Genomic DNA, 26,371 nt, shown 5'->3' with positions numbered 1-26,371 from the left:
GACACGGGCACCATGGCGGACGGAACGATCGATATCAACGCGAAACCAACCGAAGAAATCTCGGTCCGCGAAGTCTTTGGCATCGATACAGATATGGTGGTTCACGGGTTCCCCGATCGCACGGACCGGGTGCCGGAGATTGATTCAACCTATAAATTCGACCCTGACACCACGCTGGCGATTCTGGCGGGCTTTCGCAACAATCGCCGCGTGATGATCCAGGGCTACCACGGCACCGGCAAATCGACCCATATCGAACAGGTCGCGGCGCGGCTGAACTGGCCGTCCGTTCGCGTGAACCTCGACAGTCACATCAGCCGGATTGACCTGATCGGCAAGGACGCCATCAAATTGGTTGATGGCAAGCAGGTCACACAGTTCCAGGAGGGCATCCTGCCCTGGGCGCTGCGCAACCCCTGCGCCATCGTGTTCGACGAATATGACGCAGGCCGCGCCGACGTGATGTTCGTGATCCAGCGTGTTCTGGAAACAGACGGTAAGCTGACGCTTCTGGATCAGAACCAAGTCCTGACGCCGCATAAGTATTTCCGCATCTTCGCCACGGCAAACACTGTTGGTCTTGGCGACACCACCGGTCTGTACCACGGCACGCAGCAAATCAACCAAGGTCAGATGGACCGTTGGTCGCTGGTTGCCACCCTGAACTACCTGTCCATTGACGCGGAAACCGCCATCGTTCTGTCGAAGGCGCCGCATTACAACAACGAGAAAGGCCGCAAGACCGTACGCCAGATGGTCACTGTCGCGGACTTTACCCGCCGCGCCTTTATGAATGGTGAACTGTCCACGGTCATGAGCCCACGGACTGTTATCGCCTGGGCCACCAACGCAGAGATTTTCCGCGATGTCGGCTATGCCTTCCGCGTGTCTTTCCTGAACAAATGTGACGAGCTGGAACGCCAGACCGTGGCGGAATTCTATCAGCGCTGCTTTGACGAGGAGCTGCCAGAAAGCGCCGCGTCCATTAGCCTCGGGTAAAACCTATCGCTAAGCGCGCAGATCCAACGCGTCCCGATCGGGGCGCGTTTTTTTACGTGGCGCGTGCGTCAAGTTGTTGCATCAAAATGCGCAGTTCCGCCTCAAGATTGTCGAGCCGACGATCGGCATCGTCCAAGAACCCGCCCAGTTCATCGACCTGCTGTCGCGCGCCAACCACACGGCCCGCAAGCTGGCGCACGCGTTCAACACCGGGGCCGTTGATTTCTAACACGCGACGGTGCGTACCAAGAGCGAACTCTTCTACATAGCTGGGCATTGTGGTCCTCCATTCCGCGGAGAGTGCCAGCCAAAGGTAAACGCTTCGCTTTTACATAAAATTTTCCCGGCCTTTGAGTGAAATCACCCATATTTTATGGAACCTTTTTGAAGTTTGACCTCTGATAGACGCGCCCTATCGTCTGATTTATGGGCACTTTGCGAACATATGTTTTTGGACTGCTGGGTCTCGTTTTCACGACCCTCATGCCGCGACCTGTGGCCGCTCTGACGGATCATGGCCCCGATCTTGCCTCGACATTTGCGCGATGCCTTGGGCGGTATTCGGCCCAGATCGAGGACGCATGGTATGCGCAAGGGGCGGACATCACCGCGCAAGAACGCCGTCATCTGTTCACAAGGCTGTTTGAATCCGTCCGCCAAGATGCGACCACCCCGCCAGAACAGCTTTTGCACCTTCAAATCGAAGCAAAATTCGCGCAGGCGCGCCTATTAACGATTGCGCGTTTCCACGATGATCCGGGCCGAAAGACTGCGGCCATGGCACAGGCACGGCTGGCTTTGCGGCCCTGTGATGCGCTGGTGTTCTAGGCGGTTCGGGCCAGTAACCCAATCTAAAGAGGTTTGTGAAAGCCTGCGTTGCTATGAACCCTTTGTTCCATACCCTCCGGACCATGTGTCTGTTGTTTGCAGTGAGCACCGCAACCGTTGCGCGCGCGATGCCGGAACAGGCGGTCACTCTGGCGACTTGCTACGGCTATTATGCTGCGGCGGTTGATCACAGCAGATTGGATCAGGGCGAACACGATGGCGCGCGTATGCGGCGTGATCTGTTCGAGGCGATGACAAATGCTCTGGTCGCTGAACAGGCAACAGACCGGCGATTGACCATTTCCGTGACGCAAACACGCGTGCAGGCGCGCGCCCAAATGCGGCGGCTGATGCGCAGCGCCTATTTCGACGCCGACGCCCGCAGACAACGCATTGCGCTGGCCAATATCCGCCGCCAGCTGTCGGCCTGCAATGCAGCCCTGCTTGACCGGCGCTACAGCGGCTTTTGATCCGGAAGCAACAGGCGGTTCTGCCCCCTTGCGGGTCAGCAACAAAGGTCCGATAACAACCGCATGAGCAAGCCCAGCGACAACCCCGCCGATCCGTTCAAAAAGGCCCTTGCCGAGGCCACAAAGGTCATGGCCGACGATCCCGATCTGTCGGTCAGCTACACAGTGGACCCCTCGGGCGTGTCCGGGGATGCGATGCGATTGCCGCAAATTTCACGCCGTATGACACGGGATGAGGTGCTGCTGGCGCGCGGCACCGCGGATGCGTTGGCACTGCATCGCCGCTATCACGACGGACAGACCCATGCCCGCTACCTCCCCCAAGGGGACATGGCGCGCGAACTATACGATGCTATGGAAACCGCCCGATGCGAGGCGATGGGCGCCCGTGAAATGCCGGGGACCGCGGGCAACATCGACGCCAAGATCGGCCATGACGCCGCGCGCAAGGGCTACGGTCAGATCACTGACAGGGCAGAGGCCCCCCTGCCCGTCGCCGCAGGGTATCTGATCCGCCATCTGGCCACCGGCCGCGACCTGCCGCCCGAGGCGACCAATGTGATGGAGCTGTGGCGCGACTACGTCGAAGGCCAAGCCGGAGAGACATTGGGCGACATCGACGAAGTGCTGTCTGACCAATCCGCATTCGCCAAATTCGCGCGAAAGATGATCACCGATCTCGGCTATGGCGATCAGCTGGGCGAAGACCCCGACAGCATGGACGACGAGTCCGAAGAAGACGGCGAACAGGAAGGTCAGGAGGAAGAGGAACAGCCCGATTCCACCGGCAACGACGAGGATGACGGCGAGGAGGCCGAAGCCTCGCCCGAACAGTCGCAGGAGCAGACCCAAGACCCCTCGCAGGCGCAAGTCAACATGGATGACATGGCCGACGAGGAGCTTGGCGAAGAGGCCGAGCTGCCCGACGGCGATGCCCCGATGGAGCCCCCCGCCCAGCAGCCCATTTCCGACGCCGACCCCGATTACCGTGTCTATTCAACGGCCAACGACGAAGAAGTGTCGGCCGAGGAGCTTGCTGAACCGGTAGAGCTGGAGCGGCTGCGCGCCTATCTTGACCAACAGCTTGAACCGCTCAAGGGTGCGGTGTCGCGCCTAGCCAACAAGCTGCAGCGACGCCTTCAGGCGCAGCAGAACCGGTCGTGGGAATTCGATCAGGAAGAGGGGGTGCTTGACGCCGGGCGCCTTGCGCGCGTGGTGGCCAACCCGACCACGCCCCTGTCTTTCAAGGTCGAGCGCGATATGGAATTCCGCGACACCGTGGTCACGTTGTTGCTCGATAACTCTGGGTCCATGCGCGGACGTCCCATCTCGATTGCGGCCATCTGTGCCGATGTTCTGGCGCGCACGCTGGAGCGTTGCAGCGTGAAGGTCGAGATCCTCGGCTTTACCACGCGGGCGTGGAAAGGCGGTCTGGCGCGGGAGGAATGGCTGGGCGCAGGGCGCGAGCAGCAGCCCGGTCGTCTGAATGATCTGCGCCATATTGTCTACAAACATGCGGATGCGCCTTGGCGGCGGACCCGCGACAATCTTGGCCTGATGATGAAAGAAGGCCTGCTGAAGGAAAACATCGACGGCGAGGCGCTGGAATGGGCGCATCGTCGGATGGTGGGCCGCCCGGAAGCGCGCAAAATCCTGATGGTGATTTCCGACGGTGCGCCGGTCGACGATTCGACGCTGTCGGTGAACCCCGCGAATTATCTCGAAAAACACCTGCGCGATGTGATCGCCATGGTGGAGAAACGCCGTCAGGTCGAACTTTTGGCCATCGGGATCGGACACGACGTGACCCGCTATTACGACCGCGCAGTGACCATCACCGATGTCGAACAGCTGGCCGGGGCGATGACGGAACAGCTTGCCTCGCTGTTTGACAGCGACCCACGCGTGCGGGCCCGTGTCATGGGCATAAATCGCGTCGCCTGAGCCCACAGGATCCAATTCGCATGCCGTTCCGGCACCCGCATCACGGGTGCTGGCCGCTTGCCTCTTGCGTGGGGATAGATACTCTGCGCCGCAAAGGAGACAGTCATGTTTCAAAGCTTTACGGAAACCGCCTCGCCCGATCAGGGCCCTGCCCGTCTGAGCGCGCTGCAAGCGCTGCTGAAAGATCGCGGCTTTGACGGGTTTCTGATCCCGCGCGCGGATGCCCATCAGGGCGAATACGTGGCCGCCCATGATGATCGGCTGGCGTGGCTGACGGGGTTCACCGGCTCTGCGGGCTGGGCGATTGCCCTGACCGACCGCGCCGCCGTGTTCACCGACAGCCGCTACACCGTTCAGGTCAAGGCGCAGACCGCCGATGTCTTTGAAAGAGTGGCATGGCCGGACACCACCCTTGGGCAATGGCTGGCCAAGGCGCTGCCACGCGGCGGATTGGCCTATGACCCGTGGCTGCTGACGGTGGCGCAAAAGCGCGACCTGGAAGAGGCGCTGCCCAAGGTTACCCTGCTGGCAAGCGATAACCTGATCGATGCCCTGTGGGAGGATCAGCCTGCCCCACCGCGCGCACCCGCATTCGTGCAACCTCTGGATCTTGCGGGCGAACCACATACCGACAAAATCGCACGGCTGGCCAAGGACATTGCGCCCAACAGCGCCGCCGTCATCACCCTGCCTGACAGCATCGCTTGGCTGCTCAACATTCGTGGGGCCGATATTCCGCGCAACCCGGTGGCACATGGGTTTGCTGTGCTGCATGCGGATGCACGGGTTGATCTGTTCATGGATCCCGCCAAAACCGAGTGCTTGGCCGACCATTTGGGCGACAGCGTGCGAATCCTTCCGGTAGAGGCCTTCCTGCCCGAGTTGGCGAGCTTGGCAGGTCCGGTGCAGATCGACGCCGCCACCTGCCCTGTCGCTGTAGCAGACGCTTTGGGCCAGCCGGTGGAGGCACGCGACCCTTGCGTTCTACCCAAGGCGCGCAAGAACACCGCCGAGCTGGATGGCACACGCGCGGCGCATCTGCGCGACGCGACCGCGATGGTGCGCTTTCTCGCGTGGCTCGACGACCAACCTGCGGGGCGGTTGACCGAGATCGACGTGGTCAAACAGCTCGAATCGGAACGGCGGGCCACAAATGCGCTGCGCGATATCTCTTTCGATACAATTTGCGGCGCCGGAGAGCATGGCGCCATCGTGCACTACCGCGTGACCGAAGGCACCAATCGCGCCGTCCAGGAAGGCGAGCTTTTGTTGGTCGATTCCGGCGGGCAGTATGTGGATGGCACCACCGACATCACCCGCACCATTGCCATCGGCACACCAAGCGACGAGCACCGCGATGCCTTTACCCGTGTGCTCAAAGGCATGATCGCCCTGTCCCGCCTGCGCTTTCCCGCAGGGAAATCCGGGGCTGACATCGACGTTCTGGCCCGTGCCAGCCTGTGGGAGGCCGGTCTGGATTATGGCCATGGCACAGGCCACGGGGTCGGCGCCTACCTGTGTGTGCACGAAGGGCCTGCCAGCATCTCCCCCAAAGGGCGGGTGCCGCTGGAGGCAGGCATGATTCTGTCCAATGAACCGGGGTTCTACCGCGAAGGCGAATACGGCATTCGCATCGAGAACCTGATCGTGGTCGAAGACGCCCCCGCCCTGCCACGGCAATCGGTTGCACAGATGTTGCGCTTCGAGACGCTGACCTTGGTGCCCATCGACCGGCGTCTGATTGACCCCGGCTTGCTGACGGAAGCCGAGCTGATCTGGCTCAACGGCTACCACCAGCGCGTGCTCGACGTCGTGGGACCGCATGTCGATGATGCCGCAGCCGCGTGGTTAGCGCTTGCATGTGCCCCCCTATGACATGTCTATGTCACATAATCCGGCCATCTGGTCAGAACACGACTGCTTTCGACGGCGCGCCGGACTGGTGCCGCATGCCGTCGCCCCCAACCGCCATCGAGGAGGACAGACTATGACCACAACCACCCAAATCACGATCAAGCCCGCTGTCGGGCATTGGGTTGTGCGGGCCGGTGGCGCCGTGCTGGGCGAAACCTCCCGCGCGCTGCAACTGATCGAAGGCGACCTGCCGCCGGTCATCTATTTCCCGCGTGAAGACATCGGCACCGCCTTCTTCGACGCGTCGGACCACACGACCACCTGCCCGCTCAAGGGCCAAGCGTCCTACTATTCGATCATGTCAAAATCCCACACCTACGAAAACGCGGTTTGGTCCTACGAGGACCCCAAACCCGAAGTGGCAGAGATCAAAGGCTATCTCGCTTTCCACGTCCAGGACGGCGTAGCGGTCGAACAGATCTGATCCCGTGACAGTGTTTAAAAGCCCCCTGATGTGGGGGCTTTTTGCGTATCGGGGCCGGGGCGTCGGCGGATTTTCACAGGCCGACCTGCGCTTTTCGCCCCCGTTATTGAATAGCAAACCACTGGGCCCATAGTTTGCAGCATCATTTCCAAACCGGAAGGATGCCTGTGATGCGCCTGTTTCAATCCCTGTCTGCCATGTGTCTGCTGACTCTCTCTGCCCTGCCAAGCATGGCCGCGCAGGCGGTTGTCGAGACCGGGCGCACAGAGCCCGTAGCCCTGCGCAGCGGCCCTGCGGATGCCTTCGAGGTAGAGCGCCTGCTGCGGGACGGAACGGTTGTCGACATCCTGTCCACCGATCCCGCCGATCTGTGGGTCGAGGTGCGCGCACCCAACGGAGCGACAGGCTGGCTGCCGCAAAGCGCGTTGCGCGACCCCGACCAGATCGACGACACGCCCCTGCGGCGTGATGCGGACCGCCCCGACTGGATCCGCAGGGATGCCTCGGACGGGCAAGTCGCCTCGGCCGCGGCCACCGCGCGTGAAACGCTGTATGTGAACAGTCCTTCGGCGGGGGCATTGAACCTGCGCAGCGGGCCGGGCACGGATTACGCGGTGATGGCGCAGCTCGATCACGGGGCCGAGGTTGCCATTCTGGGCGGCGGTGCCCCTTGGCGGCGCGTGCGCAGCACGGATGGACAGGTCGGCTATGTCTATGACAGCTACCTCAGCGCCGACGCCCCCGCGCTGTCACCGCCCGCGGCCCCGGATGCGATCGCGCAGGATCGGCTTTGGGTGGATGCGCCGCGCTACGGGGCGCTGAACCTGCGGGCCGGTCCGGGAACGCAATACGCGATCCGTGAAACCATGCCGCAGGGCAGCCGGGTCGATGTCATTGGCACCGCGCAAGGTGACTGGCTGCAATTGCGCAGCGCCAATGGGCAAACCGGCTACGCCCATCGCGACTACCTGTCCGCAGATCGGCCCGCGCAACGCAGTATTGCCCGCTCCGACCGTGTCGACACCCGCGAACGCAATGTGATCCGTGTCACCCCCGACGAATTGCCCCGCCTGCTTGCGGTCTGCGCCTTCTCCGGGGAAAGCTTCGAGCGCTGCGTGGCGCGCCAAAAGCGGCGCTGATCCCGTCAGGAATGTTCCTCTTCGGCGGTCGCCGCCAAGGCCCGGTTGTAGGCCTTGAGCGCGTCCACATGGAACAGCGCCCCTTGCAGCACCGGCTGGGGGCCATCCATGGTCACCACCGGCAAAAACGGCTTTGTCGAACTGTCCAGCAGCGGCAAAGCGGTCTTCAGCGTTGCGTCGGCCTGCACGTAAAGCCCCTGCTCGATCATTTCCAGACACAGGACCTCGTCGGCGGCGCGCGGATCATTGGGCGCGCGCATCACGCCTTTGACGCGGAACATGCCCAACAGATAGGCCTGCGGACCAGCCGCCAAAGCCACCTTGCGACGCTGCAATTGTGTCAGGAAAAACGACCGATCCACGACGCGGCTGGCCAAAGCCGTGGACATGGACACCGACACCATCACCGCCAGTCCGGTCTGCCAGTCCCCTGTCAGCTCGAACACAATCAACGTTGTGGAAATCGGTGCACCAAGCACCGCTGCCGCCACCGCCCCCATCCCTGCCAGCGCGTATAGCGTAAAGGCCGAGGACGCATCCGGCACGAGACCCGTCGCGATATGACCAAAGGCCAGCCCCGTCAGCGCGCCCACCATCAGCGAGGGCGAGAAAATACCGCCCCCCATGCGCCCCGCCATCGTGATTGACACCGCCAGCACCTTGACGATGGCAAAAATCAACGCCTCGCGCAGCAACAGCTCGCCGGACAGGGCGCGGCTGGTGGTCTCGTAGCCGACGCCGATGATATGCGGAAAGGAGATCGCAATCGCCCCTAACAGCACCCCTGCCACCGCAGGGCGAAGCCATCGCGGCAGGTTCAGGCGGCGCTGCACCTCTGTCTCGACATCATCTGCGAAAAAGATCGACCGCATCATGATCACAGAGACCACGCCACAAATCAGCCCAAGCAGGAAAAACGCCGGCAATTCGAGATAGAATTCCACCGTGGTGGTTCCGGGCAGTACAAACTCGGTCACATCGCCATAAACCAGCCGGTTGATCACCGTACCTGCGGCGCTGGCCACCACAATCGGGGCAAAGGCATGCAGGGCGAAGTGGCGCAGCACCACCTCCAGCGCGAACAGCGCCCCCGCGATCGGCGCATTAAACGAGGCAGAGACCGCCGCCGCGACCGCACAGCCCAGCAGATCGCGCCCTGTAATGCCGTCCACCTTCAGCTTGTTCGCCATCCAGGTCGAGGCCAACGCCGCCATATGCACCACCGGCCCCTCGCGGCCTGTGCTGCCGCCGGTGGACAGGGTGATCCACGAACACAAAACGCTCGCCACCCCCGCCCGGCGTTCGACACGACCGTCATTAAGCGCGGCCCCCTGAATGACATCGGCGACGGAGCGCACGCGCCCGTCCGGCGTGTATTTCTGTAAAATCAGCCCCACGGCTATACCGCCGCAGACGGGGATCAACAGCACCATCAGCCAGTGCAATTCCCCCGCCCAGCTTGCGAGCATGTTAACATCTTCCGTGCCATATAAAGCGGCCTGCAGTGCCTCAACCGCGAAACGGAAGGCAATCGCACCCAGTCCCGCCACCACACCAAGGGCCAAAGCGATGAACCAAAAGCTCACCTGCCCCGGGCCGTTATGGCGCACAATGTCCCAGCCGCGGTCCATATCGCCGCAAACGGTTTCCCAATGTTGCCGGAACACGGCTCTCACGTGGCTTCCTCCGATGCCATGGCTTTCACCTAAGAAAACCCTTGGCTAAGGTGACTTGATCGAAACGCGGAGACTTCAGATGCCCCTCGCCCAGGCGCTCGACGACTTGCAGACATTCCTAGGCGAACGGTTCAGCCGCTCCAAGCCCGATCTGGATGCACATGCACATTCCGAAAGCTATTATGCCCCTGCGCCACCGGATGGTGTCGCTTTTCCCATCAGCACCGAAGAGGTGTCGCAGATTATGAAGATCTGCGCCGCCCACCGTGTGCCGGTCACGGGCTGGGGGGCGGGCACATCGCTGGAGGCGCAGGCGCAACCCATTTGCGGTGGCGTCGTGGTCGATTTCACCCGCATGAACCGCGTGCTCGACATTCGCGGCGATGATATGGACGTCACCGTGCAACCCGGCGTCACGCGAGAGGCGTTGAACACCGAATTGCGGGCGACGGGGCTGTTCTTTCCTGTCGATCCCGGCGCGAATGCCAGCATCGGCGGCATGGCGATGACCCGCGCCTCCGGGACGACAACCGTGCGCTACGGCACCATGCGCGACAACGTTCTGGGGTTCGAGGCGGTTTTGGCCGACGGGCAGGTGATCCGCACCGGCACCCGCGCCAGAAAATCCTCTGCCGGATATGATCTGACGGCGCTTCTGGTCGGGTCCGAGGGCACATTGGCATTGGTCACCGAGATCACTCTTCGACTGCATCCCATCCCTGAAAGCATCTCTGCCGGAATCTGTGCCTTCGATGACATCGGCTCGGCCACGGCCGCGGTGATGGAGACGATCCAGATGGGGCTGCCCATGGCGCGAATCGAATTTGTCTGTGCCGACAGCGCCCGCGCGTTCAACGCCTACGCGGGGACGGACATGCCGGAAACGCCACATCTTTTGGTTGAATTCCATGGCTCGCCCTCTGGCACGGCCGAGGTGGCACAACAGTTCGCAGAGATCGTGGCCGACCATGGGTCTACAGGGTTTGAATGGTCCAGTCACACCGAAGAGCGCAACGCCCTATGGGCCATTCGGCACAATGCGTTTTATGCCATTCTCGCGCTGAAACCCAAAGCCCGCGCCGTGGTGACAGATATTTGCGTGCCCATCAGCCAACTGGCCCGCGCGGTCGAGGAAACCCGTCAAGACATCCACGCCTCGGGGCTGATGGGGCCAATCGTCGGACACGTCGGGGACGGCAATTTTCACGCAGCCCTGCTGATCGATCCCGATGACGCCGCGCAGTTGGCCACAGCCAAAGCACTGTCAGCCGCCATGGCCGAGCGCGCCTTGCGGTTGGGGGGGACTTGCACCGGTGAACATGGTGTGGGGCTGGGCAAAAAGGCATTCATGCCCGCAGAACACGGGGGCGCTTGGGCGGTTATGGGACAGGTGAAAAAGGCGCTCGATCCACATAATCTGTTAAACCCGGGAAAGCTGGTGTCAGATGACACCTATTAGCCGCATAGGACGATAAGGCGCGCAGCAGCCAGCGCGGCACGGCTGTGAAAGGTGGATTGGCTGGGCCTAACGGTCCCCATAGCACAGCGCATGACCCAATCGCCCAGCAACAGCTCCACCCAAAGCTCCGCTGCACCGCGTGGGGCTGCCCGTATGTGCCCTGCGGCCGCCATCCCCTCGAAGAACAGTTGGATATGTGGGTGTATCGCTGCGCGCCGCCTGTCCTCCAGCAAAGCGCCAAGGCGGTTTGACGCATCGGCAGCCGCCGCCCGGTGCAGCGCGATGCTGCGCGGGTTCAGGGCAACTGCTAACAGCCGCTCCCCAACTTCGATCAAGGCTGTGTCATTGCGCGTCTCTGGCAAGTCTGACAGCTTTGCCGAGCACTGGCTACAATGGCGCGCAACCAGCATCGCAAACAGGCCCGTCTTGTCACCATACCAGCGATAAAGCGTCTCATTGGATGACTTCGCCCGACGTGCCACCGCAAGCATCGTCACGCCGGAAAACCCTTTCTCCGCCAGCAGATCAAAGGCCGCCTTGGCGATAACGTCTTCCTTGGCGGTTCTGTCCTTTGGCGCCATGTCAAACCCTTGCGATGTGGTTAAAGCACCCCAAGCGTACAGCCCATTACGCTTACAAATCTTTAATGGCTCAGCCGTCCAGCAAAGCGCGCGCAGCGGCGCGGGCGGCTTCCGTGACCGTATCGCCGGATAGCATCCGCGCCAGTTCGGTTTCACGCTCATCCGCGCCCAAAGGAACCACTTCGGACAGCGTCATGCCATCTTCGACCCGTTTGGCCACCCGCCAGTGATGCGCGCCCAAGGCGGCAACCTGCGGCGAATGCGTCACCACCAGAACCTGCCCCGTATCGGCCAAGGCCTTAAGCCGCCGACCAACCGCATCTGCGGTGGCCCCGCCGACCCCCCTGTCGATCTCATCAAAGATCATCGTGACGCCCTGCCCCGCCTGCACATGCAAAGCGACCTTCAACGCCAAGAGAAAGCGGGACAATTCGCCGCCCGAGGCGATCTTGTTCAAGGCACCGGCGGGCGCTCCGGGGTTTGTGGCAACACGGAAGGTCACGTTATCACGCCCCTCCGGCCCATCCGGCGCGATGGACACGTCGGTTTCAAACACGGCGCGCCCCATCTTCAGGGGTTCAAGCTCTGCAGCCACCGCCGCGTCCAGCCGTTCAGCCGCATCCTTGCGTAGGGCTGTCAGCGCGTCCGCCTCAACCGTATAGGCGGTTACGGCATCCGCGAGCGCCTGCTCCAACCCGCCAATCTGCGCCTCGCCGGCGTCCAGTGCGGCCAGACGCGCGCCCAGATCTGCGGCCAATCCGGCCAATTCGTCCGGCATCACCTGATGCTTGCGCGCCAATCCCCGTAGGGCAAACAGACGCTCTTCGGTCTCTTCCAGCTCGGACGGATTGAAATCCAGCGCATCAAGGCAATCGGCCACGCCGCGCGCGGCTTCATCCAGTTCCGCCATCGACCGCACCAGTGCCTCGATCGGAGCATCCAGACGCCCCTCGGCCTTGTCAGATGCCCCTTCCAGCCAGCGCAACGCACCGGACATCGCGCCCTCGGCCCCTTCATACCCCAAGGCGGCAGATGCCTGTGCGATATCGGCGCGGATCTTTTCAGCGGCCTGCATGCTGCGCCGCTTGGCATCCAGCGCGGCCTCCTCCCCCTCTTCAGGGGCCAAAGCGTCCAGTTCCGCAACCGCGTGGCGCAGGAATTCCTCTTCGGCGCGAACCTTCTCCAAGGCCTCGCGTGCAGCATCCAAGGTTTTGCTCGCCTGCCCAACAGCGCGCCAGCGATCCCGAACCCGCGCCAAAACCGGCGCAGCGACCGCGTAGTCATCCAGAATCGCACGGTGCCCTTTGGGGTCCAACAGCCCCTTGTCATCATGCTGGCCATGCAGTTCCACCAGCGTCTCGGACAAGCGGCGCAAAACCTCGCCCGACACACGGCGGTCGTTGACCCAACCGGTCTTGCGCCCGTCGGCTGTGTTGACCCGACGCAGGATCAGCTCTCCGTCATCGGGCAGTCCGGCATCGCGCATAACGGCCCAAGCGGCGTGATCTGCGGGTAGATCGAAAACAGCGACAACCTCGCCCTGCTCCGCGCCCGCGCGCACCAATTCCGCGCGCCCGCGCCAGCCCAGAACAAAACCCAGAGAATCCAGCAAAATGGATTTCCCTGCGCCGGTTTCACCCGTCAGCACATTCAGACCCGGCCGGAAATCCAATTCCAGCCGGTCGATGATCAACATGTCCCGAATTTCTAAAGCGCGCAGCATAGGTTTGCCTTTGGCACTGGAGAAGCCGTTAAAAGACCCGCGTTCAGAGCCATTCGCCTTTCAACATCTGGCGATATACAGCGCCAAGCCAATTGCCCTCGAACACTTTCGGCTCCAACCCCTGTTTGGTCAAAAGCGCGTAGCTGTCCTCATACCAGTCTGTCGACTGGTAGTTGTAGCCAAGTACCGCGCCAGCGGTTTGAGCCTCTTCCACCAGCCCCAGCGACAGATAGCTTTCGACCAAGCGGTGCAGGGCCTCGGGCGTATGCGTGGTGGTCTGGAAATCCTCAACCACCACACGGAAGCGCGAGATGGCCGCGCCGAAATGATCCCGCTTCAGGTAATAGCGGCCAATTTCCATTTCCTTGCCCGCAAGGTGATCAAAGGCGAGATCGAATTTCAACACGGAAGACCGCGCATATTCGCTGTCCGGATAGCGTTCGATCACAGCGCGTAATGCCTGCAACGCCTGAAAGGTCAGACCCTGATCCCGTCCGACCAATTCGATCTGGTCGTAATAGGACAATGCCAGCAGATACTGGGCGTAGGCGGCATCATCATCGGCAGGATAAAAGTCGATAAACCGCTGCGCAGAGGCGCGCGCGTTCTCGTAATCCTTATCCTTGTGGAAGGCATAGGCCTGCATAATCAGCGCCCGTTTCGCCCATTCCGAATACGGATACAGACGTTCGATTTCGCCGAAATAGAATGCACCGTCCTCATAATCCTTGCGCGACATCTCATATTCGCCGCGTTCAAAGATCTGCTGCGCCGTGTAGGTTTCCAAGGGCGCGCCATCCGGCCCCACTTCGCGGCGCTGCAATTCGTCACAACCGCTCAACAGCAGTGTCGCGATGCCCATCCCGAAGGCCACAGCCCGCGTTTTGCCACCAGTCATTACCACCACCGTCCTTTTGTTCTTCCACGGCCCCACGCTATTCGCGCAGGACGGCCTGCTTTGGATCGGGTCTAGCATAGAAAATCCGAAGGCAAAACGCCCGATTAACCTATCGCCACCACCGCTTTTGCAAGAAGCTGCTTACGTCAGGATGCGGGTCCTGCGCCAGTCAAAACGCCGAGAGCCGTCAGGCAACGGCGGGGATTTCATCCCGCACAACGCCCGCCCCCGGCAAACGCGCTGACGTGGCACGATCACAGGTCACCAAACGCCATGCGCCGGGACGTGCAAACAATGCACGCAGCAACATGTTCGTCATCGCGTGACCGGCCTTGTGCCCTTCGTACAGGCCCAAGATTGGCGCACCCGCCAGCGCCAGATCACCAAGCGCATCGAGCATCTTGTGGCGCACAGCCTCATCCGCGTGGCGCAGACCCGAGGGGCTCAGAACCTTGTCGCCATCGACGACAACCGCGTTATCCAATGTGCCGCCAAGCGCCTTGCCCGCGGCCCGCATGGCGTCCACATCACTGGCGCGGCAAAAGGTCCGGCTGTCGGAGAGCTCGCGCACAAATGTTCCGTTAGCGAGGTTGAGACGCTTTGACTGGCGACCGATGGCCGCATCGGCAAACTCGATCTCGAAAGCCATCTCGAACCCTTGGTCCCCGGCAGAAGGCGACAGACGCGCCCAGCCCGACGGTGTTTCGACCTCGACGGTTTCAAGGATCTCGACCGCACGAACGCGCGACGACTGGCTGCGCAGTCCGACACCAAGGATTCCACGAACGAAAGGCACGGCAGATCCATCGAGGATCGGAACCTCGGGGCCATCGATATCGATGCGCGCGTTGTGAACGCCGCAGCCGGCGAGTGCCGCCATGATATGTTCGATGGTGGACACCGCCACACCGGCACCGTTCACGATCTGCGTGCACAGCGGGGAGATTTCGACCAGATCCCAGCGCGCTGCGATCTTAGCATCCCCGTCCACCACATCGGTTCGGTGAAACCAGATCCCATGGTTTGCGGGTGCGGGATGAACAGTCATCCGCACCGCTGCGCCGGAATGCAGGCCTACGCCGTCAAAGGTGATGCTGGAACAAAGGGTCGCTTGCACGAGATAGTCCTGTCATATGCCCCTCCCCCAACGGACGGGGGCGGCTTTGACATTGAAATAGAGGATGGAAGGCTCCGGTCTCAAATCAAAGATTGTAACCGTCTGAAACACTGCAAGCGCAGCATAGGCGTGCGCCCGCCACATGACCCACCTACTTCGGAAAATCTTTTATATACAACAGCTTACAAAACCGAAGCGGGTGTGAAAAACGCACCTCCGCTCACCGAGTGAAACGTTTTATCACGCAAATTGTCACAGAAAGCGCCGAAGATGTCAGTGCGAACGCCGTTGTGCGGCGTCGGGTTTGGGCGGGTTTAGGGTATTTTGCGGCGCATCACGCCGCACACGGGGACGATTGGGAACGAAAAACGCCCCCTGCAGAACAGGAGGCGTTTCCACCAAGTGTCTCGGGTATCTGAGGCGTGGTTTTAGTTTGCCTGACGACGCAGGAAGGCCGGGATTTCGATCCGGTCATCTTCGGGCTCTGCCTCGGGCGCCGGAGCCGGCGCAGGGCGCTGTCCTTGCACCGGAGGCTGGCGGCGCGGCTGCTGTGCCGGTTGAGCCTGCTGCTCACCCCCGCCCTGCCCGGTCATGCGACCGATCAGCGAGTTCACGGAGAAGCGCGGCTTTTCCTCGCCCTGATGCGCGGCGGCATCTGCTGCGGCACCGGGGGCCTGACCGTGGGTGTCACGGGTCCGTGCGGCGGCGGCCTTCATGCGGTCCATCGCGGCGGGCGTTGCCTCACCCGGTGTGGGCTTGCGCGGCGCCACGAAGTCGTTCGGATCGGCTTCGATGCTGTCAGCCTGCGGACGGAAGTCCGAAACCTGCGGCTGATAGGCCGGCGGGGGCAGACCGTCGTCATCCATTGCGACGGGTGCAGGGGTCTGCGCCTCGTCCTCAAAGATGTCTTCCATCTGGTCCTCGGCTGCGGCGCGCTCTGCGTCGAGTTCACCAAACAGCGGCTCCTGAACAGGCTGCGACGGCGCTTGCTGTGCCACAACCGGCGCGGCAGCGGCTGCTGCGGCAGGCGCCTGTTCGGCAACCTGCGCGGGCTGGCGCAGCGGCTGCGACAGCGAGCGGCGCGGCACAGGTGTGTCCGCGATGTTGTCCGCTGTGGCGTCGATGCCCGTTGCGACAACCGACACACGCATGGTACCGCCAAGGCTTTCGTCCATGGTCGAGCCGACGATGATGTTGGCGTCCTGGTCGACCTCTTCGCGAATGCGGTTGGCCGCTTCGTCCAGTTCGAAAAGGGTCAGATCGCCACCACCGGTGATGTTGATCAGGACACCCTTCGCGCCTTTCAGGCTGATTTCGTCCAGCAGCGGGTTCGCGATGGCCTTCTCGGCGGCTTGGATGGCGCGATCTTCGCCCTCTGCCTCGCCGGTGCCCATCATGGCCTTGCCCATCTCGTCCATCACCGCACGCACGTCAGCAAAGTCGAGGTTGATAAGACCCGGGCGAACCATCAGGTCCGTCACACCTTTGACACCCTGATACAGAACGTCATCCGCGAGCGAGAACGCCTCGGTGAAGGTGGTTTTTTCGTTGGCCAACCGGAACAGGTTCTGGTTGGGAATGATGATCAGCGTGTCGACCATCTTTTGCAGCGTCTCGACGCCTTCCTCTGCCTGACGCATCCGCTTGGCGCCTTCGAACTGGAAAGGTTTCGTGACAACACCGACGGTTAGAACGCCAAGTTCACGTGCCGCCTGAGCAATGATCGGCGCGGCTCCGGTGCCGGTGCCGCCGCCCATACCGGCGGTGATAAAGCACATATGCGCGCCCGCCAGATGGTCTACGATGGTTTCGATGCTTTCTTCGGCCGCCGCTGCGCCGACGGTCGCACGCGCACCCGCGCCCAGACCTTCGGTCACTTTCACACCCAGTTGGATGCGGCTTTGCGATCTGCTCTGCTGGAGGGCCTGAGCATCGGTATTGGCAACCACGAAGTCCACGCCTTCGAGCTGCTTTTCAATCATGTTGTTGACGGCATTGCCGCCTGCCCCGCCCACGCCAAAGACCGTGATGCGCGGCTTCAATTCTTCCTGTCCGGGCATGGAAAGGTTCAGTGCCATGGTTTGTCCGCCTGTGTTCTTATCGACTTGGTTTTCTCACCGATCCAGGCACGTATCCTGCCTGTTAATAGGGAGTTTACCGGCTATAGCCTCTGCCGTCACGCAAAAATCGGGGTTAATCCACCAAATATGGCAGAAAAAAGGCCGATTGCCGCGAGTTTTTGCCGGTTTGGCAAGATGCTGTAGATTGAATCAACCAAGATACAAGCAACAGAACAAATCCCGCAAACACGCGCGGGATCTTCAAAGATGCTTTCGAGGGTGCCTGCCCGGCCCCGCGCGACGGTTATCCCGCCGTTATCCACAGAACAACTAACAGCCCTGCCGCGCCGCGTCACCCCATATTATGTGGTCACAGCAAGAAAGCGCCATATGCAATGGCGCTTTCATTTAATCTTACCAATTGTCGCGGAACCATTGCACCGCGCGTTTCAGCGACCGCGCCGGATAGCGGTCCACCGGGATTTCAAAGTCCCACCATTCGTCTTGCGGATGGGCTGCAAACAAGGACAGGCCCACCACACCGGCAAAGCCCGGCCCCGTGGCCGCCTGCGGCAAGCCGTGCACCCGCAACGGCCGCCCAAGCCGGACCTGCTGGCCGAGGATCTTCGACGCCAGCCCGTCCAGCCCCGGGATCTGCGATGCCCCGCCGGTCAGCACGATCTGCTGCGACGGCAAGTGGTCAAAGCCCGCCGCGTCCAGACGTGCGCGCACCTCTTCGAGGATCTCTTCGACGCGCGGGCGCATGATGCCGATCAGTTCAGTGCGCGACACGGTGCGCCGGTCATGCTCCCAGTCGCCGGTCTCGCCACCGCATTCGATCAACTCGCGGTCATCCATGCCTGTGGCCTGAACACCGCCGTAGAATGTCTTGATCCGTTCCGCCGTCGCCATGGGCACCTGCAGCCCCATGGAGATGTCCGAGGTGACGTGATCGCCGCCCATCCGAACGCTGTCGGCATAGATCATGTGCTTTTTAATAAAGATCGAGATGCTGGTGGACCCGCCCCCCATATCGATGCAGGCCGCGCCGAGTTCCTGTTCGTCCTCGACCAAAGCCGCGATCCCCGACACATAGGCCGAGGACGCCAGACCGGCGAGTTCCAGATCACAGCGTTTGACGCAATGGGCCAGATTTGCCACCGCCTGCGCCTGCACGGTCAGCATGTGCATATCACAGGACAGCTCGGTTCCGATCTGGCCGCGCGGGTCAATCAGGCCAGAGCGATGATCCAGCGCGAAATTCACTGGCTGCGCGTGCAGCACCTCGCGGTCGTGACCGAAATCGGGTGCATCACAGGCGGACAGCACGCGCGCTACGTCCTGCTCGTCCACGGTGACACCCATCACATCCACCTGCCCCGCCAACCCGTAGCTGCGCGGATCCGCGCCAGAGAAAGCAGCGATCACATGGTCGACACGGATACCTGCCATCTTTTGCGCAGCTTGCACGGCGGTGCGAATGGCGCGCTCCGTCTCACCCATCGCGCTGATCTCGCCAAAGCGCACCCCGCGCGAGCGTGTCGTGGCCGCGCCGATCACGCGAAAGCCGCTTTGCCCTGCCAGCGATCCAATGCCGTCGTCGCGAGCGTCCGTCCCGTCGAACCGCAGAACAAGACAGGCGATTTTGGATGTGCCAACATCCAGAATGGCCACCACGCCCCGCTGCATCGCCGCGCGCCGCATGTTCCGCATGGCGCGCTGGGATTCATAAAGCTCGATCATTGCCGTTGCCCCATTCCGTTCAATTGCCTGTCCCCAGGCCTGCCTCGATCAACTTGATCCGCCACATCTGTTGTGTGGCTTGTTCACTCATCCGGATCACCGGCCGCCGTGGCAGCCGCAAATCCACCGCCAACAGGTCGCGCGCCAGCAGGTCAACCTGCGGCGCCATCGCCATGGCGATCACACGTTCCAGCGCCTGAACAGCACCTTTCTCCGGCAACATGATGCGCTGGTCGCGGTCCAGAACCACGTCCCAACGCCGCGCGCCAATCCGTTCAAATCCACGCAGCCGTGTTTTGATGGGGTCAGAGACCTCCCACAACTGCAACGCCTCGTCGACCGCATCCTCGGCCGCCTCGCCCGCGATGATCGGCAGGTCGGGGCGATCGCCACGCGCAGCGATCGGGCCAACCCGCATGCCGCTGTCATCCAGTTGCAACAGCCCGTCCGGACCGCGCCACAAGATCGCGGGGTCGCGTTCGTCCACGTCCACCTGCAAAACCCCGCCTTGGCGAATACGCAGCTCGACGTTGCGCACAGGGCTGAGCGCCGCGACCTTGGCCTGCATCACGCCAAGATCCAGATCAAAGGAGCTGATCGGAAAGGTTACGGGAATTTCCGCACGGATCGCCTCGGCCACGGGCGCGCTTGCGCCATCGATGGCCATGACTTTGACCTGAAATTCGGGTCGGTTCTGCACGGCGGACCGCACATCGGTCACCATCAGGTTGAACGCCTCACGGTTCGCCTCGACCGCGAACCATCCGCTGACCCCGCCGAAGACCAGCGCAGCAGGCAAAACCACCCGCAGGCTGAAGCGAAACAGCGGCGTCAGCATCAGGCGTTCGATGCGGTATTTCAGACGGCTGGCCGTCGGGTCCAGCCGCGCCATGCCAAGATCCGGCGCCTCGGGGCGCGGCGGCTCTGGTGCGACTTCGATGTCCTGAGGATGGCGCATTATCTGTCGCATGAGGCATCCTCGACCATCCAGGCGCAGAATTGGCCAAAGCTCATGTCATGCAACGCCGCATGTTCCGGCGACAGAGAGGTGGGCGTCATACCGGGCTGGGTGTTGGTTTCCAAAAGGATCAGACCGTCGAGCCCCTTTGCATCATCCCAGCGGAAATCGGTCCGGCTGACACCGCGACAGCCAAGGGCGCGATGCGCGCGCAGCGCATAGGCCATGCAGGCGTCCGTGATCTGCGCAGGCGTATCCGCCGGACAGATGTGACGCGACCCACCGGCAGTGTATTTCGCATCGTAATCATACCATCCGTCGGTGATAACCTCGGTCACGCCCAAGGCGCGATCTCCCATCACCGTGCAGGTCAGTTCACGTCCGGGAATAAAGGCCTCGACCATAACCGTCTCAGGCATGTCATCGGACAGCTGCGGCGGCGTATTGGCGGCCTCGTTCACAAGATAAACCCCGACCGAGGATCCCTCGTTATAGGGCTTGACCACATAGGGCGGCGTCATCAGGTGGGCGGCCACGACCTCGGCCTTGGAGGCAAGAAAACTGTCCGCAACAGGCAGCCCTGCCGCGCGATAGGTCTCTTTTGTCTTTTCTTTGTCGATGGCAAGCGAGGATGCCAGCACGCCGGAGTGCGTATAAGGCAAGCGCAGCCATTCCAGCATGCCTTGGATGCAGCCGTCTTCCCCCCAACGGCCATGCAGGGCGTTGAACACGACGTCGGGTTTGGCCTCAGCCAGTCGCTGTGCCACGTCCGGGCCAGCGTCCACTTCGATCACTTCAAAACCTTCGCCCCTCAAGGCAGCAGCACATTCCCGACCGGAAACCAGCGAAACCTCGCGCTCTGCCGAGGGTCCGCCCATCAGTACCACCACCTTCGGGAGTGCCCTGCTCGACATCCCAAACCGCCTTCTTGTCGGGGGTTCGCCCCCTTGTCATGATCCGACCTGCCTGTGGTCGTTGGCCCCGTCCTGATTTTTCCGGATCAAAGGGCCGATGTTGTCGGCGGCAGCAAATCACCGCCACGCCGATAGGTAACAGTTTAGCCGCAATCGGGCGGCTTGGAAAACCCTTTTTCGTTAAGACGCTGAGTCCAAATCGCAAATACCTTGCATGATGGGCGCTTTATCATGCGCAAACGGCGCTTTAAGCGCCGCCGCACCGCCCGGATATTAAGGTTCGCCTACGCGAATAACCTCCCAAACCAGTTCCAGACCGGAGGTTTCGCGCACTTTTTCGCGCACTTCTTCGCCCAACCCCTCAAGGTCGGCGGCCGTAGCGCCGCCGGTGTTGACCAAAAAGTTGGAATGCATCTGGGACATCTGCGCCCCCCCGCGCGCAGCCCCGCGCATGCCCGCGTCATCAATCACTTTCCAAGCCTTCAGATCATGGGTGTCATCCGCCTGACCCGTCGAGGAATAGCCCGCCGGATTGCGGAAGGTACTGCCCGCTGTGCGATCCTTGACAGGCTGAGTCGCGTCACGCTTGGCAAGCTGCTCCTCCATGCGCGCGGCTAGAACCTCCGGATCACCCAAGGGCGCCTCGAACACCGCCTCGACCAAAACGGCACCCTCGGGAAGCACGCTGGATCGGTAGCCGAACTGCAATTCATCGCGCGTCAGACGCATCACGGTGCCGTCGCGCGTGATTGCGGTCGCCTCGATCAGGACGTCAGCCACATAGGACCCGTAGCATCCCGCATTCATGCGCACGGCCCCGCCGATACTTCCCGGAATCGTGCGCAAAAACCCCAGATCGACGCCCGCTTCTGCGGCTTTCCGCGCGACATGGGAATCCAATGCCGCGGCTCCGGCGATCACCCGGTTGCCGTCGACCTCGATCCCGTTGAACCCCCGGCCTAGGCGGATCACCACTGCGCGCAGGCCACCGTCGCGAACAATCAGGTTTGACCCCACACCCATGGGAAACACAGGCACGGTTTCCGGCAGATCACGCATGAACTGCGCCAGATCTTCGCGGTCGGCGGGCATGAAAAACCAATCCGCCGGCCCGCCCACGCGCAGCCATGTCAGATCATCCAGCCGCTTTTGCGGCGTCAGGCGCCCGCGAACCTCGGGCATATGTTCGGGTAACTGTGTCATGGGCCTGTGCTACTCTGACCACGCGCGGCGCGCAACACTTTGACCACGCGGGGCCGTGCCGCGCAGCAAAGGGTATTGATCAGACATCTGCGGCCTTAGCCGCGCTCCGGCTTGGCGATCAGATGTTTCACCCAGCGGGCGAGATAAATCACCGGCCAGCGCAAAAGGCTCATCCCCGCGACCAGAACCAAAAGCCCCACCCAAGGGCCATTTTCAAAGGTTACAAAGCCCACCAAGGGGATGCCCAGTGCAATCAGCACGTAGGCACGAAACCAGTGATTGTCGTTCGAGGGGATCATTGCCGCCAAATTGGCCAGCACCGCCCACGCGCACGCAAGTGTCAAAGAGAGCGTCATGGCTCACCTCCATTTGCCCCCGCAGGCGCCATCAGGATGCCCCAAACCTTGAGCCCGGACAAGAAAAAAGGGGCGGTCCCCCGCCCCTTTTCCAGACATTCCAATATGAAACCGCTCAGCCGCCCAAGCGCGCTGGCAGCCCATTGGCCCAGGCCGAGATCGTACCCGCACCCAGACAAACCACCATATCGCCCGGCTGCGCCTGTTCGCGCACCAGCCGTTCGAGATCGTCCTCGTCACGGATGGCACGGGCATGACGGTGGCCGTGGCGCACCAGACCGGCCACCAGATCATCACGCGACGCGCCTTCAATCGGGGTCTCGCCTGCAGCGAAGACCTCGGCGATGGCGACCACATCCGCATCGTTGAAACACGTGCAGAATTCCTCGAAATGATGGGACAGGCGCGAATAGCGGTGCGGCTGGTGCACGGCGATCACGCGGCCCTCGGTCGCCTGACGCGCGGCTTTGAGCACGGCATTGATTTCCACCGGGTGGTGGCCGTAGTCGTCGATGATCGTGACACCGTTGACCTCGCCCACCTTGGTAAAGCGGCGGTTCACACCGCCAAAGGCCGCGAGCGCCTCGCGGATTTCCTCGCCCGTCATGCCCAGATGGCGCGCGATTGCGATGGCGGACAAAGCATTGGACACATTGTGGTCACCCGGCATCGGCAGGGTCATGCCCTCGATCTTTTCGCCGGTGACCTGAAACAGCACGTCGAAATGCGCAACGCCCGCCTTGTAGGTCAAGTTGACTGCGCGCACGTCCGCCTGGGCGTTAAATCCGTAGGTTGTCACACGGCGGTCCGTCACACGCCCGACGAGCGCCTGCACCTCGGGGTGATCTGTACAGCAGACAGCCAGACCGTAGAACGGAATATTCGACACAAAGTCGTAGAACCCCTGCCGCAGGTTCTCGATCGAGCCCCAGTGCTCCATATGCTCGGGGTCGATGTTGGTCACGATGGCGATGGTCGCGGGAAGGCGGTTAAAAGTGCCGTCGCTTTCGTCGGCCTCGACCACCATCCATTCGCCCTGCCCCATCCGCGCGTTGGAGCCGTATTTATGGATGATGCCGCCGTTCACCACAGTCGGGTCAAACTGCCCCGCGTCGAGCAGCGTGGCCACCATGGTCGTGGTGGTCGTCTTGCCATGCGTGCCCGCAATGGCCACGTTGGATTTCAGACGCATCAGCTCGGCCAGCATTTCCGCGCGGCGCACGACGGGCAAGCCACGGCGGCGCGCCTCGTCCAGCTCGGGGTTGCCGGGTTTGATCGCCGAGGAGATCACAACCACTTCGGCCCCTTCGAGGTTCTCGGCCCGCTGGCCTTCGAAGATGCGCGCGCCCATTTCAGCCAGACGGGCCGTGATCTTGGATGCCTTCAGGTCAGATCCCTGAACGCTATAGCCGTGGTTCACCAGCACCTCGGCGATGCCGGACATGCCGATGCCGCCGATGCCCACGAAATGGATGGCCCCCACATCACCGGGAAGTTTGGTTGCCCCCGTCATGGCTGCGCCCCGCTCAATTTCCAGATCCTTCATGTCCCGCCCTTTCTTGTTCTTTACCTGCCAACTCTTCAACCAGATACGCCAGATGCTCTGCAGCTTCCGGTTTTGCGACGCTCAAGGCCGCGCGGTGCATGCGGATCGCACCCTGTTCATTGGACAAGATCGCCTCGATGGCGCCTTGCAGACTTTCGATGGTCAACTGGCTTTCGGGGATGCGAATGGCCGCACCCGCATCGACAAGCCCTTGGGCGTTGACCGTTTGGTGATCCCCTGTGGCCATCTTGAACGGCACAAGGATCGAAGGACGCCCGATCACGGAGATATCCGCGACAGAGGACGCGCCAGAACGTGAAATCACCAGCTGCGCTTCGCTCATGCGCGCGGGCAAGTCGCTGAAGAACGGCTGAACGTCGGCCTGAACCCCGTTTTCATCGTAAAACGCTGCCACCCGTTCACCGTCTTCGTCCCGCGCCTGATGGCTGACGCGCAGGTTGCCGACCATATCCAGCGACAGACCCGCAATCGCGGGGGGAACAACGTCGGACAGAATGCGCGCACCCTGACTGCCGCCGATCACAAGAACCGACATAGGATAGGGCCCCGGCGCGATATAGCCCGCCGCCGCCCGTTCGCGCACCGACCCCCGCACCGGATTGCCGGTATGGATGCCGTCGACCCCTTCGGGCAAAGTGGTGGGCCACGTGCCACAGGCGACCTGATCGACGCGGCTTGCAAAAATCTGGTTCACGCGTCCCAGAACACCGTTTTGCTCATGGATCATGCGCGGACGTTTCAAAAGGTAGGCTGCCGCCAGCGCGGGAATGGACGGGTAGCCGCCAAAACCCACCACAACGGACGGTTTGTCCCGCAGCATGCCCCAAACGGCAGAGATCACGCCGCCCGCAACCTTGAACGGCACCGCGAGTTTCGCCAAGGCACCGCCACGGGCAAAGGTCGCCGACGGCACCTCCTCGATCTCCACACCCTCAGGGAAGGCTCCGATAAACCGCGCGCCTCTGGCGTCTGTGGACAGTTTCACCCGCCAGCCGCGCGCCAGCATCTGTTCGGCCAAAGCCTGAGCCGGGAACATGTGTCCGCCGGTGCCTCCGGCTGCCATAATCAACAGAGGCTTCTTCACAGCCATACCGTCTCTCCCTCGACCCGCGTTTGCCGCCCCTTATACCACCGTTGTCCGGTCGTCCACATAAGCGACGCCATCCCTAGCGGTCAGCGGCGCCCACCGCGCAAGATGTCGCCGATTTCACCTTGGGGGCGTGTGCGCGTCAGGGCAAGCAACATGCCAACCGCGATGCCGCCCGCAATCAACGAGGAGCCGCCATAGCTGACAAAAGGCAGGGTCATCCCCTTGGCGGGCAGCAGACGCACGGCAACGCCCATGTTGATCATGGCCTGCACGCCAAAGATCGCGGTCAGACCCGTGCCTGCCAGACGGATGAACGGGTCACGCTCCCGCATCAGCCGGATAAAGCTGCGCACCACGATGGTCGCGTACAGCGCCAGCACAAAGACCACCATGACCAGACCGTATTCCTCGGCGGCGACGGCGATGATGAAATCCGTATGGGCGTCCGGCAGGGACCATTTCACTGTGCCCTCGCCCACACCCACACCAAAGAAACCGCCCTCGCGGATGGCATTGGTCGCGTAGCCCAGCTGCGTGGTCGGATCGACTTCGGGGTTGAGAAAGCCATCAATGCGGCGGGCAAAGTGCTCGGACGCGCTGTAGGCAAAGCTGCCCGCCAGAACCACGGCACCCGCCAGCGCGGCCAGCAGGACCATCGGCGCACCACCCACGAACCACATCACGCCCCAGCTGAACAGGATCAGGGACGCCTGACCAAAGTCGGGCTGCATCGCCAGCATCAGCACGATCGAGACCATGATGACAAAGGAATACAGCCGCCCCGGCGGGCCGCCCAGCTCTTGACCCGCGGCCATCAACCATGCGGCCACGATAATAAACAGGGGTTTGAGAAACTCCGACGGCTGCACCGAGGCAAAGCCCAGCGAGTACCAGCGCGTGGCCCCCTTGCCGAAGTCCGTGCCGAAGATCGGCAAAAACGCCAAGGCGACAAAGGCGGCGAGGAAACCCAGCACCGCCAAGCGGCGCACCATGACCGGCGACATCATCGACGTGGCGAACATGGTCAACATGGCCAATCCGCCAAAGAACGCCTGTCGCTGTACGTAGTGGAATGGCGCCAGTCCGTTGCGTTCGGCCAGTGGCACCGATGCCGCCAAGCCCAGCAAAAGCCCCATCGCAAACAGGGTCAAAATGCACGACAAGGTCCACTTGTCGACTGTTCGCCACCATTTCGGCAGCACAGGTTCGCCGCCCGCAATCGGGACTGCACCGTATACCATCTCTGTCATGAGGACACCGCTCAACTGCCTCGGAAAAGCCCTGTTTTCAGGGTCTGGGGTTGAGAAT

The 26,371-nt window shown here is 62.1% G+C and carries 23 protein-coding genes; 8 read left to right on the top strand and 15 right to left on the bottom strand.

Annotated elements, in window-relative coordinates; translation table 11 throughout:
• The first annotated feature begins 12 nt into the window (after window positions 1–12).
• Window positions 13–999: a cobaltochelatase subunit CobS gene (gene cobS, locus ACN5AZ_RS08415; protein ID WP_419428412.1), complete on the top strand. Its 987-nt coding sequence runs from the start codon at window positions 13–15 to the stop codon at window positions 997–999.
• Window positions 1,000–1,051: 52 nt separating this feature from the next.
• Here the strand turns inward: cobS and ACN5AZ_RS08410 are convergent, their stop codons facing one another.
• The gene (locus tag ACN5AZ_RS08410) at window positions 1,052–1,276 is read right to left on the bottom strand and encodes a hypothetical protein (protein ID WP_419428411.1); all 225 of its coding nucleotides are present in this window, start codon (window positions 1,274–1,276) and stop codon (window positions 1,052–1,054) included.
• A 206-nt stretch (window positions 1,277–1,482) separates the two neighbouring features.
• On the opposite strand from ACN5AZ_RS08410, the gene ACN5AZ_RS08405 reads away from it, so the two are divergent.
• The 6 genes from ACN5AZ_RS08405 to ACN5AZ_RS08380 all read left to right on the top strand — a co-directional run bounded on the left by ACN5AZ_RS08405 (window position 1,483) and on the right by ACN5AZ_RS08380 (window position 7,718).
• Window positions 1,483–1,827: a hypothetical protein gene (locus tag ACN5AZ_RS08405; protein ID WP_419428410.1), complete on the top strand. Its 345-nt coding sequence runs from the start codon at window positions 1,483–1,485 to the stop codon at window positions 1,825–1,827.
• An 83-nt stretch (window positions 1,828–1,910) separates the two neighbouring features.
• Window positions 1,911–2,297 carry a hypothetical protein gene (locus tag ACN5AZ_RS08400; protein WP_419428409.1) on the top strand — a complete coding sequence of 129 codons (387 nt, stop codon included), beginning with the start codon at window positions 1,911–1,913 and terminating at the stop codon, window positions 2,295–2,297.
• A 63-nt stretch (window positions 2,298–2,360) separates the two neighbouring features.
• Entirely contained in the window at window positions 2,361–4,241 is a 1,881-nt protein-coding gene (gene cobT, locus ACN5AZ_RS08395; protein ID WP_419428408.1) for a cobaltochelatase subunit CobT, read from the top strand.
• A 105-nt stretch (window positions 4,242–4,346) separates the two neighbouring features.
• Entirely contained in the window at window positions 4,347–6,116 is a 1,770-nt protein-coding gene (locus ACN5AZ_RS08390; protein WP_419428407.1) for an aminopeptidase P family protein, read from the top strand.
• A 112-nt stretch (window positions 6,117–6,228) separates the two neighbouring features.
• Window positions 6,229–6,579 (top strand): DUF427 domain-containing protein, encoded by a 351-nt coding sequence (locus tag ACN5AZ_RS08385; protein ID WP_419428406.1) that lies wholly within the window; start codon window positions 6,229–6,231, stop codon window positions 6,577–6,579.
• Between the two features lie 170 nt (window positions 6,580–6,749).
• Complete coding sequence (locus ACN5AZ_RS08380; RefSeq protein ID WP_419428405.1) at window positions 6,750–7,718, top strand: SH3 domain-containing protein; 969 nt, start codon at window positions 6,750–6,752, stop codon at window positions 7,716–7,718.
• Window positions 7,719–7,723: 5 nt separating this feature from the next.
• On the opposite strand, the gene ACN5AZ_RS08375 is transcribed toward ACN5AZ_RS08380, so the two are convergent.
• Complete coding sequence (locus tag ACN5AZ_RS08375; RefSeq protein WP_419428466.1) at window positions 7,724–9,349, bottom strand: chloride channel protein; 1,626 nt, start codon at window positions 9,347–9,349, stop codon at window positions 7,724–7,726.
• 124 nt (window positions 9,350–9,473) lie between these two features.
• On the opposite strand from ACN5AZ_RS08375, the gene ACN5AZ_RS08370 reads away from it, so the two are divergent.
• Window positions 9,474–10,853 carry an FAD-binding oxidoreductase gene (locus ACN5AZ_RS08370; RefSeq protein WP_419428404.1) on the top strand — a complete coding sequence of 460 codons (1,380 nt, stop codon included), beginning with the start codon at window positions 9,474–9,476 and terminating at the stop codon, window positions 10,851–10,853.
• Here ACN5AZ_RS08370 and ACN5AZ_RS08365 read toward each other — a convergent pair.
• The 13 genes from ACN5AZ_RS08365 to ftsW all read right to left on the bottom strand — a co-directional run bounded on the left by ACN5AZ_RS08365 (window position 10,850) and on the right by ftsW (window position 26,313).
• Window positions 10,850–11,434, bottom strand: a complete 585-nt coding sequence (locus ACN5AZ_RS08365) for a TetR/AcrR family transcriptional regulator (protein ID WP_419428403.1) — start codon at window positions 11,432–11,434, stop codon at window positions 10,850–10,852. The genes ACN5AZ_RS08370 and ACN5AZ_RS08365 overlap by 4 nt on opposite strands.
• Window positions 11,435–11,504: 70 nt before the next feature.
• Complete coding sequence (gene recN, locus ACN5AZ_RS08360; RefSeq protein ID WP_419428402.1) at window positions 11,505–13,157, bottom strand: DNA repair protein RecN; 1,653 nt, start codon at window positions 13,155–13,157, stop codon at window positions 11,505–11,507.
• 43 nt (window positions 13,158–13,200) lie between these two features.
• Window positions 13,201–14,055 carry an outer membrane protein assembly factor BamD gene (locus ACN5AZ_RS08355; protein ID WP_419428401.1) on the bottom strand — a complete coding sequence of 285 codons (855 nt, stop codon included), beginning with the start codon at window positions 14,053–14,055 and terminating at the stop codon, window positions 13,201–13,203.
• Between the two features lie 187 nt (window positions 14,056–14,242).
• Entirely contained in the window at window positions 14,243–15,172 is a 930-nt protein-coding gene (gene lpxC / locus ACN5AZ_RS08350) for a UDP-3-O-acyl-N-acetylglucosamine deacetylase (protein ID WP_419428400.1), read from the bottom strand.
• 428 nt (window positions 15,173–15,600) lie between these two features.
• Window positions 15,601–17,250, bottom strand: a complete 1,650-nt coding sequence (ftsZ, locus tag ACN5AZ_RS08345; protein WP_419428399.1) for a cell division protein FtsZ — start codon at window positions 17,248–17,250, stop codon at window positions 15,601–15,603.
• A 396-nt stretch (window positions 17,251–17,646) separates the two neighbouring features.
• Window positions 17,647–18,975, bottom strand: coding sequence for a cell division protein FtsA (gene ftsA, locus ACN5AZ_RS08340; RefSeq protein ID WP_419428398.1), 1,329 nt, complete (start codon window positions 18,973–18,975; stop codon window positions 17,647–17,649).
• 19 nt (window positions 18,976–18,994) lie between these two features.
• Complete coding sequence (locus tag ACN5AZ_RS08335) at window positions 18,995–19,945, bottom strand: cell division protein FtsQ/DivIB (RefSeq protein WP_419428397.1); 951 nt, start codon at window positions 19,943–19,945, stop codon at window positions 18,995–18,997.
• Window positions 19,933–20,847, bottom strand: coding sequence for a D-alanine--D-alanine ligase (locus ACN5AZ_RS08330; protein WP_419428396.1), 915 nt, complete (start codon window positions 20,845–20,847; stop codon window positions 19,933–19,935). Before ACN5AZ_RS08330 ends, ACN5AZ_RS08335 begins: the two co-directional genes overlap by 13 nt.
• A 273-nt stretch (window positions 20,848–21,120) precedes the next feature.
• Window positions 21,121–22,050, bottom strand: coding sequence for a UDP-N-acetylmuramate dehydrogenase (murB, locus tag ACN5AZ_RS08325; RefSeq protein WP_419428395.1), 930 nt, complete (start codon window positions 22,048–22,050; stop codon window positions 21,121–21,123).
• 95 nt (window positions 22,051–22,145) lie between these two features.
• Window positions 22,146–22,406, bottom strand: coding sequence for a DUF2484 family protein (locus tag ACN5AZ_RS08320; protein WP_419428394.1), 261 nt, complete (start codon window positions 22,404–22,406; stop codon window positions 22,146–22,148).
• A gap of 115 nt (window positions 22,407–22,521) precedes the next feature.
• Complete coding sequence (gene murC / locus ACN5AZ_RS08315) at window positions 22,522–23,919, bottom strand: UDP-N-acetylmuramate--L-alanine ligase (protein WP_419428465.1); 1,398 nt, start codon at window positions 23,917–23,919, stop codon at window positions 22,522–22,524.
• Between the two features lie 13 nt (window positions 23,920–23,932).
• Entirely contained in the window at window positions 23,933–25,063 is a 1,131-nt protein-coding gene (locus ACN5AZ_RS08310; RefSeq protein ID WP_419428393.1) for a UDP-N-acetylglucosamine--N-acetylmuramyl-(pentapeptide) pyrophosphoryl-undecaprenol N-acetylglucosamine transferase, read from the bottom strand.
• An 83-nt stretch (window positions 25,064–25,146) separates the two neighbouring features.
• A complete protein-coding gene (gene ftsW, locus ACN5AZ_RS08305) occupies window positions 25,147–26,313 on the bottom strand; it encodes a putative lipid II flippase FtsW (protein WP_419428392.1) in 1,167 nt (388 codons plus the stop codon).
• Between the last annotated feature and the right edge of the window lie 58 nt (window positions 26,314–26,371).

The organism is Sagittula sp. SSi028 (genome assembly GCF_048553715.1).
Classification (GTDB): domain Bacteria; phylum Pseudomonadota; class Alphaproteobacteria; order Rhodobacterales; family Rhodobacteraceae; genus Sagittula.
This window is presented reverse-complemented; position numbering and strand designations above follow the sequence as displayed.